Source organism: Termitidicoccus mucosus, assembly GCF_038725785.1.
Classification (GTDB): domain Bacteria; phylum Verrucomicrobiota; class Verrucomicrobiia; order Opitutales; family Opitutaceae; genus Termitidicoccus; species Termitidicoccus mucosus.
This window is the reverse complement of the sequence record NZ_CP109796.1, coordinates 245,044-261,192: the sequence shown is the minus strand read 5'-3', so window position 1 is coordinate 261,192 and position 16,149 is coordinate 245,044. Positions and strand designations below refer to the sequence as shown.

At 64.8% G+C, this 16,149-nt stretch carries 14 protein-coding genes; 5 read left to right on the top strand and 9 right to left on the bottom strand.

The genetic code is table 11. From position 1 onward, the window contains the following. Window positions 1-64: 64 nt before the first annotated feature. From OH491_RS00885 to OH491_RS00870, 4 genes are all read right to left on the bottom strand, one after another. Window positions 65-670 (bottom strand): NUDIX hydrolase, encoded by a 606-nt coding sequence (locus OH491_RS00885; RefSeq protein WP_068772923.1) that lies wholly within the window; start codon window positions 668-670, stop codon window positions 65-67. A 25-nt stretch (window positions 671-695) separates the two neighbouring features. After that, window positions 696-1,343, bottom strand: a complete 648-nt coding sequence (locus tag OH491_RS00880; protein WP_068773033.1) for an isochorismatase family protein — start codon at window positions 1,341-1,343, stop codon at window positions 696-698. A gap of 39 nt (window positions 1,344-1,382) precedes the next feature. Then, window positions 1,383-2,612 carry a nicotinate phosphoribosyltransferase gene (pncB, locus tag OH491_RS00875; RefSeq protein WP_068772924.1) on the bottom strand — a complete coding sequence of 410 codons (1,230 nt, stop codon included), beginning with the start codon at window positions 2,610-2,612 and terminating at the stop codon, window positions 1,383-1,385. Window positions 2,613-2,795: 183 nt separating this feature from the next. Then, the gene (locus OH491_RS00870) at window positions 2,796-3,623 is read right to left on the bottom strand and encodes an AraC family transcriptional regulator (protein WP_342750813.1); all 828 of its coding nucleotides are present in this window, start codon (window positions 3,621-3,623) and stop codon (window positions 2,796-2,798) included. A gap of 86 nt (window positions 3,624-3,709) precedes the next feature. Between OH491_RS00870 and OH491_RS00865 the strand changes: the two genes are divergently transcribed. The 4 genes from OH491_RS00865 to OH491_RS00850 all read left to right on the top strand — a co-directional run bounded on the left by OH491_RS00865 (window position 3,710) and on the right by OH491_RS00850 (window position 8,422). Further along, entirely contained in the window at window positions 3,710-4,558 is an 849-nt protein-coding gene (locus tag OH491_RS00865; protein WP_084442683.1) for a 3-ketoacyl-ACP reductase, read from the top strand. Between the two features lie 173 nt (window positions 4,559-4,731). Further along, the gene (locus OH491_RS00860; protein WP_145929107.1) at window positions 4,732-6,105 is read left to right on the top strand and encodes a glycosyl hydrolase; all 1,374 of its coding nucleotides are present in this window, start codon (window positions 4,732-4,734) and stop codon (window positions 6,103-6,105) included. A 239-nt stretch (window positions 6,106-6,344) separates the two neighbouring features. Further along, the gene (locus OH491_RS00855; protein WP_068772926.1) at window positions 6,345-7,157 is read left to right on the top strand and encodes a sugar phosphate isomerase/epimerase family protein; all 813 of its coding nucleotides are present in this window, start codon (window positions 6,345-6,347) and stop codon (window positions 7,155-7,157) included. A gap of 110 nt (window positions 7,158-7,267) precedes the next feature. Continuing rightward, complete coding sequence (locus OH491_RS00850; RefSeq protein ID WP_068772927.1) at window positions 7,268-8,422, top strand: Gfo/Idh/MocA family protein; 1,155 nt, start codon at window positions 7,268-7,270, stop codon at window positions 8,420-8,422. An 81-nt stretch (window positions 8,423-8,503) separates the two neighbouring features. Here OH491_RS00850 and OH491_RS00845 read toward each other — a convergent pair whose 3' ends face one another. Both OH491_RS00845 and OH491_RS00840 read right to left on the bottom strand, forming a co-directional pair. Next, window positions 8,504-9,112 carry a polysaccharide biosynthesis/export family protein gene (locus OH491_RS00845; RefSeq protein ID WP_068772928.1) on the bottom strand — a complete coding sequence of 203 codons (609 nt, stop codon included), beginning with the start codon at window positions 9,110-9,112 and terminating at the stop codon, window positions 8,504-8,506. A 44-nt stretch (window positions 9,113-9,156) separates the two neighbouring features. After that, entirely contained in the window at window positions 9,157-9,948 is a 792-nt protein-coding gene (locus OH491_RS00840) for a hypothetical protein (protein WP_068772929.1), read from the bottom strand. A 301-nt stretch (window positions 9,949-10,249) separates the two neighbouring features. On the opposite strand from OH491_RS00840, the gene OH491_RS00835 reads away from it, so the two are divergent. Continuing rightward, the gene (locus OH491_RS00835; RefSeq protein WP_068772930.1) at window positions 10,250-11,326 is read left to right on the top strand and encodes a quinone-dependent dihydroorotate dehydrogenase; all 1,077 of its coding nucleotides are present in this window, start codon (window positions 10,250-10,252) and stop codon (window positions 11,324-11,326) included. Between the two features lie 196 nt (window positions 11,327-11,522). Here OH491_RS00835 and OH491_RS00830 read toward each other — a convergent pair whose 3' ends face one another. The 3 genes from OH491_RS00830 to OH491_RS00820 form a co-directional block, all read right to left on the bottom strand. Then, window positions 11,523-13,403, bottom strand: coding sequence for a TonB-dependent receptor domain-containing protein (locus tag OH491_RS00830; RefSeq protein ID WP_084442685.1), 1,881 nt, complete (start codon window positions 13,401-13,403; stop codon window positions 11,523-11,525). A gap of 257 nt (window positions 13,404-13,660) precedes the next feature. Beyond that, a complete protein-coding gene (locus OH491_RS00825) occupies window positions 13,661-14,758 on the bottom strand; it encodes a sugar kinase (RefSeq protein ID WP_068772931.1) in 1,098 nt (365 codons plus the stop codon). Window positions 14,759-14,991: 233 nt separating this feature from the next. Then, window positions 14,992-16,116 (bottom strand): aminopeptidase, encoded by a 1,125-nt coding sequence (locus OH491_RS00820; protein ID WP_068772932.1) that lies wholly within the window; start codon window positions 16,114-16,116, stop codon window positions 14,992-14,994. Between the last annotated feature and the right edge of the window lie 33 nt (window positions 16,117-16,149).

The window sequence follows — 16,149 nt, the reverse complement described above, 5'->3', positions numbered from 1 at the left end:
CAAGCCGCCTTGCGACGAGGTTCCCGGGGCGCGCGGACGGCAATGGGGGCGCGCCGGCCTGCCGCTACCCGATCTCATGGCCGCCAAAACCGCCGGTCTCCGCGACCGCAAGCAACACCGGCCACAGACGGCTGGAAAGCGTGGCCTCGCCGCGCCCGTTTCGCGCCAGCAAGGCGCGGCATCCTTCGCGGTCGAGCAGATGCACGCGGATTTGCTCGCCCTCCACGCCGGGGTTTTCGGCGGGAGCGCCCTTGCAGCCGACCATGATGAACGCCAGCGTCTCGTCGCTCATCCCGGGCGAGGAAAAAACCGTGCCGCTGCGCGCGCCGGTCCACGTGAGCGCGAGACCGGTTTCCTCGGCCAGCTCGCGGCCCGCGCAGGCGGTCAGATCCTCGCCCGGCTCCAGCAATCCCGCCGGCAGCGCAAACTCCCAGGTTTGCACCGGCACGCGCCACTCCTCGATTACGACCAGCCGGCGGCACAAACGCCCGCCGGACGCATCGGCGCCGGTCTCGTGAAACGCGATGATGTTCAGCCCGTCGATGCGGGCGGGGTCGCCGGCCTTGCGGCGGCTGGCATAAATCCACCGCCCGCGCTGATAAAGATTCAGCCAGCGGGTGGCATGGAGAAGTTGCGGTTCGTCGCCCGGTGCGCGCGTGTCGTTGCTCATGGAATTTCGTCTGGACCGATTGTATTCATTCAATAACTACAACGCCCGCCGCCCGCAATTCCGCGATGGCCTCCTCGATGCCCGCGGCGGCGACGCCGGCGCACGCGCCGAGCAGCACGCGCGTGGCGAATCCGTTTTCGTGCGCGTGCAACGCGGTCGCTTTCACGCAAAAATCCGTCGCGATGCCCGCCACGTCCACTGCCGTGATGCCCGCGCTTTGCAGGTAGCCGGCGAGTCCGGTTTGCTCGCCGCCGTCGTCGGCAAAACCCGAGTAGCTGTCGTAGGCGGGGTTCACCCCCTTGCGGATGATGGCGTTGGCATAACGCGCATAAAGCCCCGGGTGAAATTCCGCGCCGGCGGTGCCGGCCACGCAATGGTCGGGCCAGGCCACCTGCCCGCGCCCGGCGGCGGTTTTGCCCTTCGCGTAAAGCGGCACGCCCAGCGTGCTCGCGAACGAACAGTGCCCCGCCGGATGGAAATCCTGCGTGAGCACGACGCGCGCATAACCGCCGCCGGCCATGAGGCCGTTCACGCGGGGCAGGATGCCCTCGGGCGCGGGCAGTTTTTCGTCCGCGAGCGGCACGGCCAGCGCGCCGCCCGTCATGAAATCGCGCTGCACGTCCACCACGATGAGCGCGGCGGCGGGCTTGGCGGCGGGGATGTAGTTTGGCATGTCCATAAGAAGTACGGGACGCGGCGGCATCCGCCGATGTCACACGATGCCGAAGGTTTGTTTCAGCGCCGCGAGAAACTCGGGGCTGTCGCAGACGGCCTTCTCCGGCTCGTCGGAAATTTTTGCGACCGGCTGGCCGTTGACCGCGACGAGTTTCATCACCTGGCTGAGCGCCTTGTGGCCGGGGATGTTGTTCGATAAAAACGTGCCGATGAGATAGCTCGTTTTCCAGGGGTTGCCCTCGTAACGCCGCCACAAGTCCAGCGCCGCGGCGAAATCGAGCCCGTCGGAATACACGGCAAACTTCGACGCCGGGTCGATGCCGAGTTTCCCGAAATGCGAAACCACCAGCCGCGTCCATTCGTGCGGATCACCCGAGTCGTGGCGCACGCCGTCGAAGAGCTTGGCGAAATACAAGTCGAAACTCTCCAGAAACGCCTTGGTCGTGAGCACATCCGGCAGCGCGTAGCCGAGGTCGCCCCGGTATTCCTCGACCCACGCCTGGAGGGAGCGCGACACGAAGGTCTTGAGCGTGCCGCCGTGTTGCTGGAACAGCATCCCAAACTCGTGCGCCTGCGTGCCGACCGGGCGCAGGTCCATGCCGAACGCGAAGTGGATGTTGCTCGTGCCGAAAAGCTGCCCCGGCATTTCGTTGCGGATCAGTTCCATCACGCGGCGATGATGCGCGAGCGTGAAGCGGCGGCGCGTGCCGGCCTCGGTCAGGCGAAAGATTTTCCCCGGACTGGCGGCGACGGCGATTTTCAGCTTTTTGATCTCGCCCGCGAGAAAATCGAGCCCGCGGTCGCTCGCCGCGCGGCGCCCGGCCTCGGTCGGAAACGAAAGCTGCGTCATCAGTTCCGACACGGTCGCCAGCACGAGCGTCTCCAGCAATGACGACGCGATGCCGCCCTCCACCTCGACCGTCACCTCGCCGTCCTTCTCGCCGATGCGCACCATGTCCTTGGGATGCAGCCGCAGGTCGCGCAGCGTGTCGTTCACATAAACCGGTTTCAGGAAACGGATGGCGCGCGCGTGGCCGAGTTCGTCCGGCAGCAGCACGTGCCGGTCCTCAAACGCATCCAGCGCCTCGCGCAACGCCTCCTTCACGCGGGCGGTCCCGGCATTTTTCGTGCGCACCGTATGCCGGTAGCGCAGGGTCACGCCGCCGCTGTGGTTGAGCTGGTGCGCCATCGCCTGCAACATCGTCCATTTGTAGAAGTCAAGAAACGCAGTGACGGGAGCGCCGGTGAATGAAAGGTCGAATTTCATCAAGGATGGGATGTAAATTTGCGCCACTGACCGGACTGTTCAAGAGGCTTCTTGCCATTCAAATCGTTCTCGTTCTCTTACTCGTTCTCGTTCTCTCTTGGCTTTTCGTGAGGTTTCGAGAACGAGAAAGAGAACGAGAACGATTTCAGAGACATTGGCGTCATCTTGGGCCGGCTCCCCGCGTCATCCCGCCCGGCCCCACGCCGACGGCACGCGGCCGGTCTGCCGCCGGAACCACCGCGCGAAATAACTCTGGTCCGGCATCCCCGTCTCCGCCGCCACGTCGGCCACGCGCATGCCTTGCCCGAGCAGTTCCTTCGCGCGCGCCAGCCGTTGCTGCGCGCGATACTGGCCCAGCGTGAGCCCCGTCGCGCGCTTCACGAGCCGGTTCAGGTAATCCCGCTGATAACCGCTGCGCCGCACCACCTCCCCCAGCGAATCGTCCGTGCGCATTTTCAACAACAACTGCCGCACCGCCCCCCCCGCGCCCGCCCCGTCCGCCGGCGATGACGGCAGCCGCCCCAGCCATCCCGCCGCTCGCAGAAACATCGCCAGCAACTGCAACACCGCCGGCGCGCTCTCCCACCGCAACGCGCTGCCCGCGCCTTCCTGCGAGTTGAGCAAATGCGCCACATGCTGCCGCACCTGCGCCAGTTCCGAACGCCCGAGATTGCACACCTCCACCCCGCGCTTCCGCGCGCCCTTCAACCGGAAATCCACCATCAGGCACAACGGCGCCCGCGCCTCCCGCCGCTGAAACGCATGCCGCGCGCCCGGCGGCAGCACCACCAGCGTCCCCGGCTCCACCCGCGCCTCCACCACGCCGTGGCGGGAGGCTAGCGCCTGCACCCCGCGCCCGTGCAGATAAAGCAGCACCTGGCACCACGCGTGCCGGTGCAGCTCCACCGACGCGTGCTCCGCCAGATGCCGGTGCAGCGCAAACCGCATCACGTGCAGCCCCGGCATCCGCACCTCGGCCTTCTCGATCAACAGCGAACGGAAATGTCTCATATCGCACAAAATCAAAGTCGATTTTGTCCTGATTTGCACCGACAAAATCCTCACGCTCTTTCCGATTTTTCTATAAATTCCCATTCATGCCCAACACGTCCGCCCCGCGCTCCTCAATCGAAAATCGAGAATCGAAAATCGAAAATCCGCCGCCCTCCGTCCTCGTCACCGGAGCCAGCCGCGGACTCGGACGCGGCATCGCCCTCCAGCTTGCTGCCGCCGGCTGCTCCGTCGCCATCAACTACGCCGGCAACCGCGCCGCCGCCGATGAGACCGCCGCGCTCTGCCGCGCCGCCGCGCCGCGCCCCGACGCGCAACGCTTCGTCCCCATCCAGGCCGACATCTCCAGCGCCGCCGACCGCCGCCGCCTCGTCGCCGAAACCCTCTCCGCCCTCGGCTCCCTCGACGCCCTCGTCAACAACGCCGGCATCGCCCCAAAAATCCGCGTCGACATCACCGAGGCCACCGAGGAATCCTTCGAACACCTCATCCGCACCAACCTCCAGGGCCCGTATTTTCTCACCCAGACCGTCGCCAACCACTGGCTCGCCACCCGCCCCGCCTGCGCGATTCCGGGCGGCTTCAAAATCATCTACGTCACCTCCACCTCGGCCAACACCGCCTCCGTCTCGCGCGGCGACTACTGCATCTCCAAGGCCGGCCTCGCCATGGCCGCGCAACTCTGGGCGCTGCGCCTCGCCGCCGAAAACATCCAAGTCATCGAACTGCGCCCCGGCATCATGGCCACCGACATGACCGCCGCCGTGAAAGGCAAATACGACCGATTCCTCGCCGACGGCAACGTTCCGCAAAACCGCTGGGGCACGCCCGAGGACGTCGGGCTCGCCGTGCGCGCCGTCATCGAAGGCCGCCTCCCGTTTTCCACCGGCGCCGTCATCCCCATCGACGGCGGCTTCACCCTGCGGAGACTCTAGCCAACCTCTTTCTTCTTTCCTCTTTATCTTTCTCTTTCTCCCACCGCTCCCGCGCATCCCGGAAAGATAAAGAATAAAGAGAAAGATAAAAAAATCCGCACCACCCTCCCCCTCTTTTTCACCTTCGGCTTTTCTTTCATTCCGCATTCCGAAATCCGCATTCCGCATTTTCCATGATCTCCCTCGACCCAACGCTCACGCCCCGCTCTCTCGCCACCGCCGCCGCGCGCGTCTTCACCGCCGCCGCCCCCAAAATCACCTCCCTGCACCGCGCCTGGAACCCCGCCAAAGGCACGCCCGTCTTCACCATCAACGGCCGCTACACCTCGCGCGGCTGGACCGAGTGGACCCAAGGCTTCCAGTTTGGCATGCCCATCCTTCACTACGCAGCCACCGGCGACAAAACCATGCTCGCCCTTGGTCGCGACGGCACCCTCCGCCACATGGCCACTCACGTCAGCCACATCGGCGTCCACGATCACGGCTTCAACAACGTCTCCACCTACGCCAACCTTCTCCACCTCGCCCGCGCCGGACTCGCTCCCGCCTCCGACGGTGACATCGCCTTCTACGAACTGGCCCTCAAAATCTCCGGCGCCGTCCAGGCCGCCCGCTGGACCGATCTCCCGGAAAATCTCGGTTACATCTACTCCTTCAACGGTCCCCACTCCCTCTTCGCCGACACCGTCCGCTCCCTTCGCGCCCTCGCCCTCTCCCATCGCCTCGGCCATGTCCTCATGGGCGAACGCGACCGCCGCATCTCCCTGCTCGAACGCCTTCTCCGTCACGCCGAGACCACCGCCCGCTTCAACGTCTATTTCGGCGCCGGACGTGACCTCTACGATATCCGCGGGCGCGTCGCCCACGAATCCATTTTCAACCTCAACGACGGCTCCTACCGCTGCCCCTCTTCCCAGCAAGGCTACTCCGCCTTCACCACCTGGACCCGCGGCCTCTCCTGGATACTTTGCGGCTACCCCGAACAACTCGAATTTCTCTCCACCCTGCCCGACTCCGAATTCAAGCCCTTCGGCGGAAAAGCCCCAACTCTCGCCCGCCTGCTCGAAACCGCGCAGGCCACCGCCGATTTCTACATCGGGCACACGCCCACCGACGGCATTCCCTACTGGGACACCGGCGCGCCCGGCCTCGCCCGCCTCGGCGACTACCTCGACCGCCCCGCCGAGCCCTACAACGACCACGAACCCGTGGACAGCTCCGCCGCCGCCATCAGCGCCCAGGGCCTCATCCGCCTCGGCAACTACCTCAAAAAGAAGGACCCGAAAGCCTCCTCCCGCTACCTCGCCGCCGGCCTCGCCACCGCGCGCACGCTCTTTGGCGACACCTACCTCTCCACCAACCCGCGCCACCAAGGGCTCCTCCTGCACAGCGTGTATCATCGCCCCAACAACTGGGACCACATCCCCAAGGGCCGCAAAGTCCCCTGCGGCGAATCCTGTCTCTGGGGCGACTACCACCTCCTCGAACTCGCGCTCCTCATCCAACGCATGGCGGAAGGGAAATACTACACCTTCTTCGCCTTCTAAAAAATCGTTCTCGTTCTCTTACTCGTTCCCGAAACGTATCCAAAAACTAACGACATCCCGCGCGCCACTTTCTTTATTCTTTCCTCTTTATCTTTCTCTTTCTCCCGCCGCGCCTCTGTGCACCCGCGCAACCCGGAAGAGAAAGATGAAAGATAAAGAATAAAGAGAAAGATAAAAACCAAACGCGGCAGCGCTCAATCGAAAATCGAGAATCCAAAATCGAAAATTCCTTTCCCCTCATGCACCGCCTCTGTATCCACACGATCACGACAAAACCCTGGTCCATCGCCGAGGCCGTGCGCAACTACGCCGCCGCCGGCGTGCGTCACATCACCGTCTGGCGCGACGCCATCGCGCCGCACACCCCCGCCGAGGCCGGCAAACTCATCCGCGACCACGGCCTCTCCGTCACCTCCCTCTGCCGCGGAGGATTTTTCCCTGCGCTCGCCGCCGCCGTCCGCGTCAAGGCCATCGACGAAAACCGCCGCTGCATCGACGAGGCCGCCGCGCTCGGCGCGCCGCACGTCGTCCTCGTCTGCGGCGCCACCCCCGGCCAGTCCCTCGCCGAGTCCCGCAAACAAATCACCGACGGCATCGCCGCGCTCCTCCCCCATGCCGCCGCCGCCGGCGTGAAACTCGCCATCGAGCCCCTCCACCCCATGTATGCCGGCGACCGTTCCGCCGTGAACACCATGGCCCAGGCCCGCACCCTGTGCCGCTCCCTCGCCTCCCCGCACGTCGGCATCGCCGCCGACACCTACCACATCTGGTGGGACGACGACCTCGAAAACCAGCTCACCCTCGCCGCCCGCGAAAACCTCCTCCTCGCCTACCACGTCTGCGACTGGCGCGTTCCCACCACCGATTTCCTCAACGACCGCGGCCTCATGGGCGAAGGCGCCATCCCCCTCCGCGCAATCACCGCCTGGGTCAACCGCACGGGCTACACCGGTCCCATCGAGGTCGAGATTTTCTCCACCCGCCTCTGGGCCGCCGACCAGCACGTGTTTCTGAAAAACATCATCACCGCCTACCGCGACCACGTTATATAATTTTCGATTTTGGATTCTCGATTTTCGATTAGTGGAACTGCCGCTCCGACTTGCCAGCGACGCGGCAGCGCCCAATCGAAAATCGAGAATCGAAAATCCTCCTTTCTTCCATGAAAACACACCACATCGGCATCATCATGAACGGCGTCACCGGGCGCATGGGCACCAACCAGCACCTCGTCCGATCCATTCTCGCCATCCGCGCGCAAGGCGGCGTGCGCCTCCCCGACGGCGACGTCATCATGCCCGACCCGCTCCTCGTCGGACGCAACCTCGACAAACTCAGCGCCCTCGCCCGCGCCCACGGCATCGACGCCGCCCGCGTCGGCACCGACCTCGACGCCGCGCTCCGCGACCCCGCCAACCAAATCTACTTCGACTCCCAGACCACGGACCGCCGTGCCGAAGGCGTCCGCAAGGCCATCGCCGCCAAAAAAGCCATCTACTGCGAAAAACCCACCGCCGTCGACACCGCCACCGCGCTCGCCCTCTACAAGGAAGCCGCCGCCGCCGGCCTGAAAAACGGCGTCGTGCAGGACAAACTCTGGCTCCCCGGCCTCCTGAAGCTCAAGCTCCTCATCGACTCCGGCTTTTTTGGCCAAATCCTCTCCGTGCGCGGCGAGTTCGGCTACTGGGTTTTCGAAGGCGACCTCCAGCCCGCGCAACGCCCCTCCTGGAACTACCGCAAGGAGGACGGCGGCGGCATGGCCATCGACATGCTCTGCCACTGGCGCTACGTCATCGACAACCTCTTCGGCAACGTCACCAGCGTCTCCTGCCACACCGCCACGCACATCCCCGAACGCATCGACGAAAAAGGCAGCCGCTACGCCTGCACCGCCGACGACTCCGCCTACGCCACCTTCAAGACCGACCAAGGCATTCTCCTCCACTTCAACTCCTCCTGGTGTGTGCGTGTCCGCCGCGACGACCTCCTCACGCTGCAAGTTGACGGCACCAAAGGCAGCGCCGTCGCCGGCCTGCGCGACTGCTGGACCCAGCGCGCCGAGGCGACCCCGCGCCCGGTCTGGAACCCCGACATCCCGCAACCCATTCCGTTCTTCGACGGCTGGCAGAAGATGCCCGACTACACGACCTTCGAGAACGCCTTCAAAGTCCAATGGGAACTCTTTCTCAAGCATGTCGTCATCGGCACACCCTTCCGCTGGACGCTCCTCGAAGGGGCCAAGGGCGTGCAACTCGCCGAAAAAGGCCTCGAATCCAGCGAAAAACGCCGCTGGCTCGACCTCGAAAAACTCGCCTGAGCGAATCCCTCCGGACCGCCACCCAATAAAAACACCGCCCGAAGAGGCGGTGTTTTTATTGGGATCAAATTCTTGCCCGCCTCAAAACGCAGACTTCGGCACCTGCAACGAATCGCCCGGCAGCAGCAACGGGTCCTCGGACGGCTTTTTCAGCGCCAGGTGTGCGTCGATGACATGCGACTGGCCGTCGCGCACCAAGTTCACGCCTTTCTCCCGCGCATAAAGACTGAAACCGCCCGCCGCCTGCACCGCCTTGGTCAGGGTCAAGTCCGATGTCCAGACCACGCGTCCGGGACGCCCCACCTCGCCGCCCACATAGACGTAACGCTCCGTCACGCTCACCGACACATCCACCGTGGTGTAGATTTTTTTCGCCACGTAGGTGTCGCGAATTTGCTGGGAAAGATTCGCCGTCGTCACTCCCGAAGCCTTTACGACTCCGATGAACGGCAGCGAAATCAGCCCTTGGTCATCGATCTGCACCTGGTTGCTGCTCGGGTCGGGCACGCCCTGAAGCGCGATGACAAGCGTGTCACCCGGCCGGAGCGAGGCCGCGGAGCCGGACGCGGGGAGTTTCGGGTTTTGGCGTGCCCCCCCGCCTGTCGATTGACATCCCGCGCCCGCCAGCAGGAACAACACGGCGCAGCAGCAGGCCGCGCCGATGAGTCGCGCACGGGCAAGAAGGGGCATCTTCGAGGCAGGGGAAAGTGGCCGCATTCGGCGAGCGTGGACGATCAACGTTTCCCACGCGAGCGCCGTTTTGGGCGGTCCTCGTCGTCGAGTTCGTCCTCATCCTCCTCGGCGTCGTCCTCATCCTCGTCGGACTCCTTCTCCTCCGAGTCTTCGCCCTCCTCTTCCTCTTCTTCATCCTCGTCCCATTTGAGGGACTCGTCGTTCTTGAGGCGCTCCTCCTCCTCTTCATCGAGTTCGGGCAGATCGTCGTCGGCAGCCTCGTCCGCGCTGGATTTTTCGGCGGCGTCCTCGTCGGTATCCCAGCCGGCCGGCACGTAGTCGAGGATGCCGGTCAGCTCCTCGAACGTGTGGATGGCCTTGCCCTCGATGAAACTGGCGTTCTGTTCCTCGCGAAGCTCCTCCTCGACCTCGTCCACGGTGAGTTTCGCCTCGAAGTCGAAGAGATCGTTGAGCATCTTCACCCGGCAGCGGGTGATGTGGTCGAGCAGGTCGGCGTAGGGGCCGTTTTCCTCGTCGATGGTGTCGGCGAGGATGAAAAGTTTTTCGTCGGACTCGAAGAAGGAGTCCTTGAATCGCTTCAGGCGGATGCGGCCGTCACCGAGGTCGCGCTCGATGCGGAAGGCGATAAACGCCGCCTCCATGATGTCCTGGTCGAAGCCGTAGTCGCGCAACGGCTCGACGAGTTCAATGAGGTGATCGACCTGACGCGGGTCCACGATGCTGAGCCCGTCCACATCCCAGCGAATCGGATCGCTGACTTCATCGACCCACCAGTTGTGGTCTTCGCCGAGGCGGACTATGCACCAATCGAGAGTTGTGGAGGATTTGGCCATGAGGAGATGTCGGGTTTGTGTGGTGTAACTTGGATGTTGGTTTGTGAGTCGGCTCGCAGCAAAAGAGGCGGCCCGCGGCAAAGTCAAACCGGGAAAACCGCATCGTTGCATTTTCCCGGCGCGCCTCCACTCGCGCACCCGTAACCTCTGGAATTGCAGCGGCAGCGTGCTGGGCAAAAAACGAAAAACAAGCACAAAATCACGTCTTTTTCGGACATGCTTTCCGAAGGCCGTTTTTGCCGTCGGCGCCCTGCTGCGCGCTTGATTTTTCCCTTGGGCAAAATCACGCTCCAAACTACGGATGAACATACTCTACGAACGCGTGCTGCGGCGTCTCTTTTTCAAACTCGACTGCGAACGGGCCCATGATCTCGCGGTCCTCGCCATGACCCTGCTCGGCCGCCTGCGCCCGCTCTGCGCCGTGATGGAGCGCCTCAACCGCCTGCCCGCCGGCAGCGCGCCCGTCGAGGCGTTCGGCCTGCGCTTCCCCAATGCCGTCGGTCTCGCCGCCGGGTTCGACAAGCACGCCACCGGCTGGCCGGCCGCCGCCGCGCTCGGCTTCGGCCACGTGGAAATCGGCACCCTCACCGCGCTCCAGCAGCCGGGCAACCCGCGCCCGCGGGCGTTCCGTTACCCGGCGCACGAGGCCGTCATTAACCGCATGGGTTTCAACAACCACGGCGCCGACCTCGCCGCCCGCCGCCTCGCGCGCCAGCCCGGCCCCGGGCGCCGCGCCATCCCGCTCGGGGTGAACATCGGCAAATCGAAGGCCGCCCCCCTCGACAAGGCCACCGAGGACTACCTCGCCAGCTTCGCCAAGCTTGCCGATTACGCCGACTACATCGCGCTCAACGTCAGCAGCCCCAACACCCCCGACCTGCGCAAGCTCCAGGACGAGGACCGTCTCCGCGAGCTGCTCGGCGCCATCACGGCCGCCAACCGCGACCGCGCCGCGCAACCCGGCAAGACCCGCAAGCCCATTCTCCTCAAAATCGCTCCCGACCTCACTTGGCGGCAAATCGACGCCGTGCTCTCCACCATCGCCGAGTTCGGGCTCGACGGCATCATCGCCACCAATACCACGCTTGCCCGTCCCGGTTGTTTCGCGACGGTCAACGAGGCCGGCGGCCTGAGCGGCAGGCCGCTTCGCGCGCCCTCGACGCAAATCATCAATTACATCGCGCGCACGACGGGCGGCAGGCTGCCCATCATCGGCGTGGGCGGCATCACCGACAGCGAAAGCGCGGGTGAAAAACTCGATGCCGGCGCGACCCTGGTGCAAATTTACACCGGCATGATTTACCGCGGCCCGTTTTTCGCCCGCGACCTCGCCCGCCACCTGAGCACGCGGCAGATGCGCCCCGTGCTGGGATACTAAGACTGGTCCTGTTCAATTTGTCGCATAACCCGGCCGGCGCCTTCAGCCGAACCGTCGGTGAAGGCGCGGGAAAGTAACCGAATGGATTACAATCCGGGCTGAGATGCCGGCGACAAATGGGAGGGGTGATGGCAAAGCCGGCGGGATGCCGGCGCTCCCAGTCGCTGACGCGTTCCCGCGCCGGCGTCTTTCCCTGTCACCACGCCAGTGTCGCGCCCGCCACCCACTGCCGGCGCGCGGCCGGCACCGCCGGCACATCCTGGAAATCGGAATCCCATAGATTGTCCACCGCGGCCGTCAGCCGCAGCGCGGACCAGCGCGGCGGCGTGTAGCTCACCTCGACCGCGCTCAACACCGCGTCGTCACCCGTCACGCGCAACGCATTCGGTTTCTGCCGGCGTGCCTCGTTGTCGAGGCGGATCTCCCAGCCGCGACCGGCGCGCACCGTGACCGCGGCGGTGAGCCGGTGCTCGGGAAAATTCAACGCGTAGAAACTCGCGTCGGCGCTCGCGTTTCCGTAATCGGCATCCTTCCGCAGCCCCGTGTAGCCGAGCACGAGGTCGAGCCGCCTGCCCGTGTAACGCGCCACCAGCTCGATGCCCGTCGTGTCGATGTCAACCGCGCTCGCCACGCGCGCGTTGGGCAGGCTCGTGCTGTAAATCCAGTCCACCAAGCCGCGCTCGCTGCGGTGAAACACCGCCGCCGTCCAGGCCCAGTTGCCGCGCGCGCCTTTCAGTCCCAGTTCGGTGTTGCGCGCCTTTTCGCGCCCGAGATCCGGGTCGCCGCGGAACAGGCCCGCCGACGGACGCGAGTTCAGCGCGGTGTAGGTGGCCACTTGCGACGAGGCGGCGTAGGAAACATAAAGCTCGTCGGCGAGCGCGCCGGGCGCGGCGTTGGCGAGCGCGAGGCGCGCGACGGGCGAGACCGCCGAGGCGTCGCGATTCGTATCGTCGAAGACCGCGCCGGCCAGCACCGTGAGCTTGCGCGCGCCGGCCAGCGCCCACGAGGTTTCCGGAGCGAGCGAGGCGCGCGTGTGGTTGCGGGTGTTGAAGCGCCCCCAAGTGAGCGTGTCGGACTCGAGTTTGTCGGCGATGAAATTGGCCGAGAAATTCCATGCGAACGTGCCGGTGGTCAGGCGCCCCTCCGCGCCCGCGCCGCGCACCCAGGTGGTGTGGTTCGAGGGGCCCGGCGTCGCGCCCGTGCGGTTATACACGTAGTGGTCCACGTTGCGCCGCCAGTAGGCGCCCGCCGCCACGAAGTCGCCGCCGCCCAGTTCCTCGCGGTGGTTGAGCACGAGCAGTTCCGTGCGCAAGTCGTCCGACTCGATCACATTGTAGGGCGTATAGAGGTTCGGCCAGCTGATGAACTTCGACTGCCAGCCATAAAACAAATCCGTCTGCCCGCCGTCGCCCGCGAGTTGCAGACGCGCGTTGTAACGGCGGAAACGCGATTCGCCAAACGTCCGCGAGCCATCCGAATCCGACCACGCCCCGGCGACATCCGCCGCGAGCCGCCGCCCGCCCGCGCCCACCGGCGACACCCAGCCTTGGTAAGCCTCCGCGCGCCAGAGACGGTTGTCGCCCGCGCCCGCCGAGGCCATGCCGCCCGTGCGCACGCGCCGCCACTCGTAGGCGATGGTGCCGGCGTTCGCGTTCCAGCCGCCGAGCGCGTTGTCCGCCCCGGTGAGCACCGTCGGCGCCGACAACATCGCCGGCGCGGCGGGAATCTCCGCCGAGTAATGCCCCGTCTGCGGGTCGTAAAGCGCGACCGCCCCCGCGCGAAACCCGGTCGTCTCGAAAATCCCGCCGCGGATCGCCACGTCCGCCTGCGCCTCGCCCATGTTGCGCGCCTGCACATCGACGAGCGGCTCGAAGGCCAGCGCCGACACCGGCATGGCAAACGCCGACACCGGCTCCTGCAACGCCACCCGCGACGAATACACCGACAGCGCGGGCATTTCCACCGCCGCGCCCGCATCCGCCGCCGCATCTCCCGTCGCGGCCTCCTGCGCGCACACAACGCCCGCCAGCACCGCGGGCGCCAAAATGGAAAACCTGAAAGACAAACTTGTTTTCATAATTGAAAACCAAGTTAACAATCAGGCGATCCTCAGAAATCAAGACATTGTTTCATGATTTTGTTTTTTGATTAACAATATGCGCTCATTGGGTTCCTCGCCGGGTCGAGTGGCACGGGCGACTCGCCCGTGTGCCTGGTATTTTTACGACGAAACACGGGCGGGACGCCCGTGCCACTCAACCCACGGCATAAAAACCGGTCCGCTTGCGCGGACCGGCCTGCAAAACGAATGCCGGGAAACGTGCGGGATTTTTTTCAGCGCACGACGCGGGCGCCGCCGCCTGCGATTTGTTTTTCGACTTCCTTGCGCGTCGCCATCGACGTGTCGCCGGGCGTGGTCGAGGCCAGCGCGCCGTGGGCCGCGCCGTATTCGACCGCCTTTTGCGGGTCGTTGTGCTCGAGGAAGCCGAAGCTCAGGCCGCTCGCGAAGCCGTCGCCGCCGCCGACGCGGTCGAGGATTTCGAGTTCGGCGTATTTGCGGCTCTCGAAGAATTTGCCGTCGTGCCAGCAAATCGCGCTCCAGTCGTTCTTCGTCGCCGTGATGACGCGGCGCAGCGTGGTGGCCGCGACCTTGAAGTTCGGGAAATCCTTCACGGCGGTCTCGATCATCGCCTTGAACGCGTCCACCGGGATCGTGCTGATGTTGTGATCGACGCCCTTGACCTCGAAGCCGAGCGAGGCGGTGAAATCCTCCTCGTTGCCGATCATCACATCGACGTAGCTCGCGATCTCGCGGTTCACTTCCTGGGCCTTTTTCAGGCCGCCGATGGATTTCCAGAGCGAGGGGCGGTAGTTGAGGTCGTAGCTGACAATGGTGCCGTATTTCGCGGCGGCCTTCACGGCCTCGATGGTGAGCGCGGCGGTCGTCTCGGAGAGCGCGGCGAAGATGCCGCCGGTGTGGAACCAGCGCACGCCCAGCTTGCCGAAAATGTGCTCCCAGTCGAAGTCGCCTGGCTTGAGCTGCGAGGCGGCGGTGTTGCCGCGGTCGGGCACGCCCACGGCGCCGCGGATGCCGAAGCCGCGCTCGGTGAAGTTGAGGCCGTTGCGGACGGTGCGGCCCATGCCGTCGTCCTCGCGCCATTTGATGAAATCGGTGCAGACGCCGCCCTGCATGACGAAGTCCTCGAGCAGGTGGCCGACCTCGTTGTCCACAAACGCGGTCGCGACCGCCGTGCGCAGTCCGAAGCATTTGCGCAGGCCGCGCGAGGTGTTGTATTCGCCGCCGCCCTCCCAGACTTTGAACTGGCGGGCGGTGCGGACACGGCCCTCGCCGGGGTCCAGGCGGAGCATGATTTCGCCGAGCGAGATTTGGTCGAAGGTGCAGTCTTTGGCTGATTTTATTTTGAGGCTCATGGTTGGAAAAAAGAGCACGGACTGAAACGATGCACAAGACGCAGTGCAATCCCTATTCAGGTTCTCGTGTCCGTTTATGCCGTAATACCATTAATTAAAAATAGTTATATTTTTAATAAGGCGAAGCGTTTCAGGTAGGGCGAGGCGTCCCGCCGAGCCGAGGGTCGCCAACGGCTCGGCGGGACGCCTCGCCCTACCTGATAAGTGCCAAAGTGGTTCGGATTTGGCGCGGCTCAGGCTTTTCCGGGCAGGAGATAATCCGGGTTTAGCTTGTGCAGCGTCTTCGGCACGAAAAGGCCGTCCTTGCGGATGAGTTTGCCGTCGAACCAGATTTCGCCGCCGCCGTATTCGGGGCGCTGGATGCAGACCATGTCCCAGTGGACTTGGGATTTGTTCCCGTTGCCCGCGCGTTCGTAGGCCTGGCCGGGCGTGAAGTGGAAGGAGCCGGCGATTTTCTCGTCGAAAAGGATGTCGCGCATCGGTTCGAGGATGTGCGGGTTGAAACCGAGCGCGAATTCGCCGATGTAGCGCGCGCCTTCGTCGCTATCGAGGATTTTGTTGAGCGCCTTGGTGTTGCTGCCCGTCGCCTCGACGATGCGGCCTTTCGAGAACACGAGGCGGATGTGGTCGAAGGACTGGCCGAGATAGACGGTCGGGGCGTTGTATTGCACGCAGCCCTCGACGCTGTCGCGCACGGGACAGGAAAACACCTCGCCGTCGGGAATGTTGCGCAAGCCGCCGCAGACTTCGGAGCCGATGCCCTTGATCGAGAAGCGCAGGTCGGTGCCGGGCCCCTTGATGTGCACGCGGTCGGTCGCGTCCATGAGCCGGGAGAGCGCGGCCATGCCGGGCTTCATGCGCGAGTAGTCGAGCGTGCAGACGCGGAAATAGAAGTCCTCGAATTTCTCGGTGCTCAGGCCGGCCTGCTGCGCCATCGACGGCGTCGGCCAGCGGAGCACGACCCATTTTGTTTTGCCGACGCGGTGGTCGAGCACGGGTTTCATGAGGCGGCTGACGAGCTGCACGCGGGCGGCGGGCACATCGGATGCCTCGAAAATATTCTCGGAGCCGCGCAGCGCGATATACGCGTCCATCTTCTGCATGCGCGCGAGTTCGACGGCGGCGTGCGGCGCGTATTGCTCCTCGGTGGCGCCGAGGGTGAGCTCGCGGGTGACGCGGGCGCGGTGGAGGTTGACCATCGGGTGCGCACCGCATTCGCGGACGGCGCGGATGAGCGCGACGACCATCGCGTCGGGGATGTCGAACGCATCGATGAGCACGCGCTCGCCTTTCTTGAGCGACGTGGAATAGCGGGTGAGTCCCTGGGCGAGTTGCGCGAAACGCGGATCGGTGAGCATGGGAAAAAAAGAGAGGGGTAACACGCACGGCGC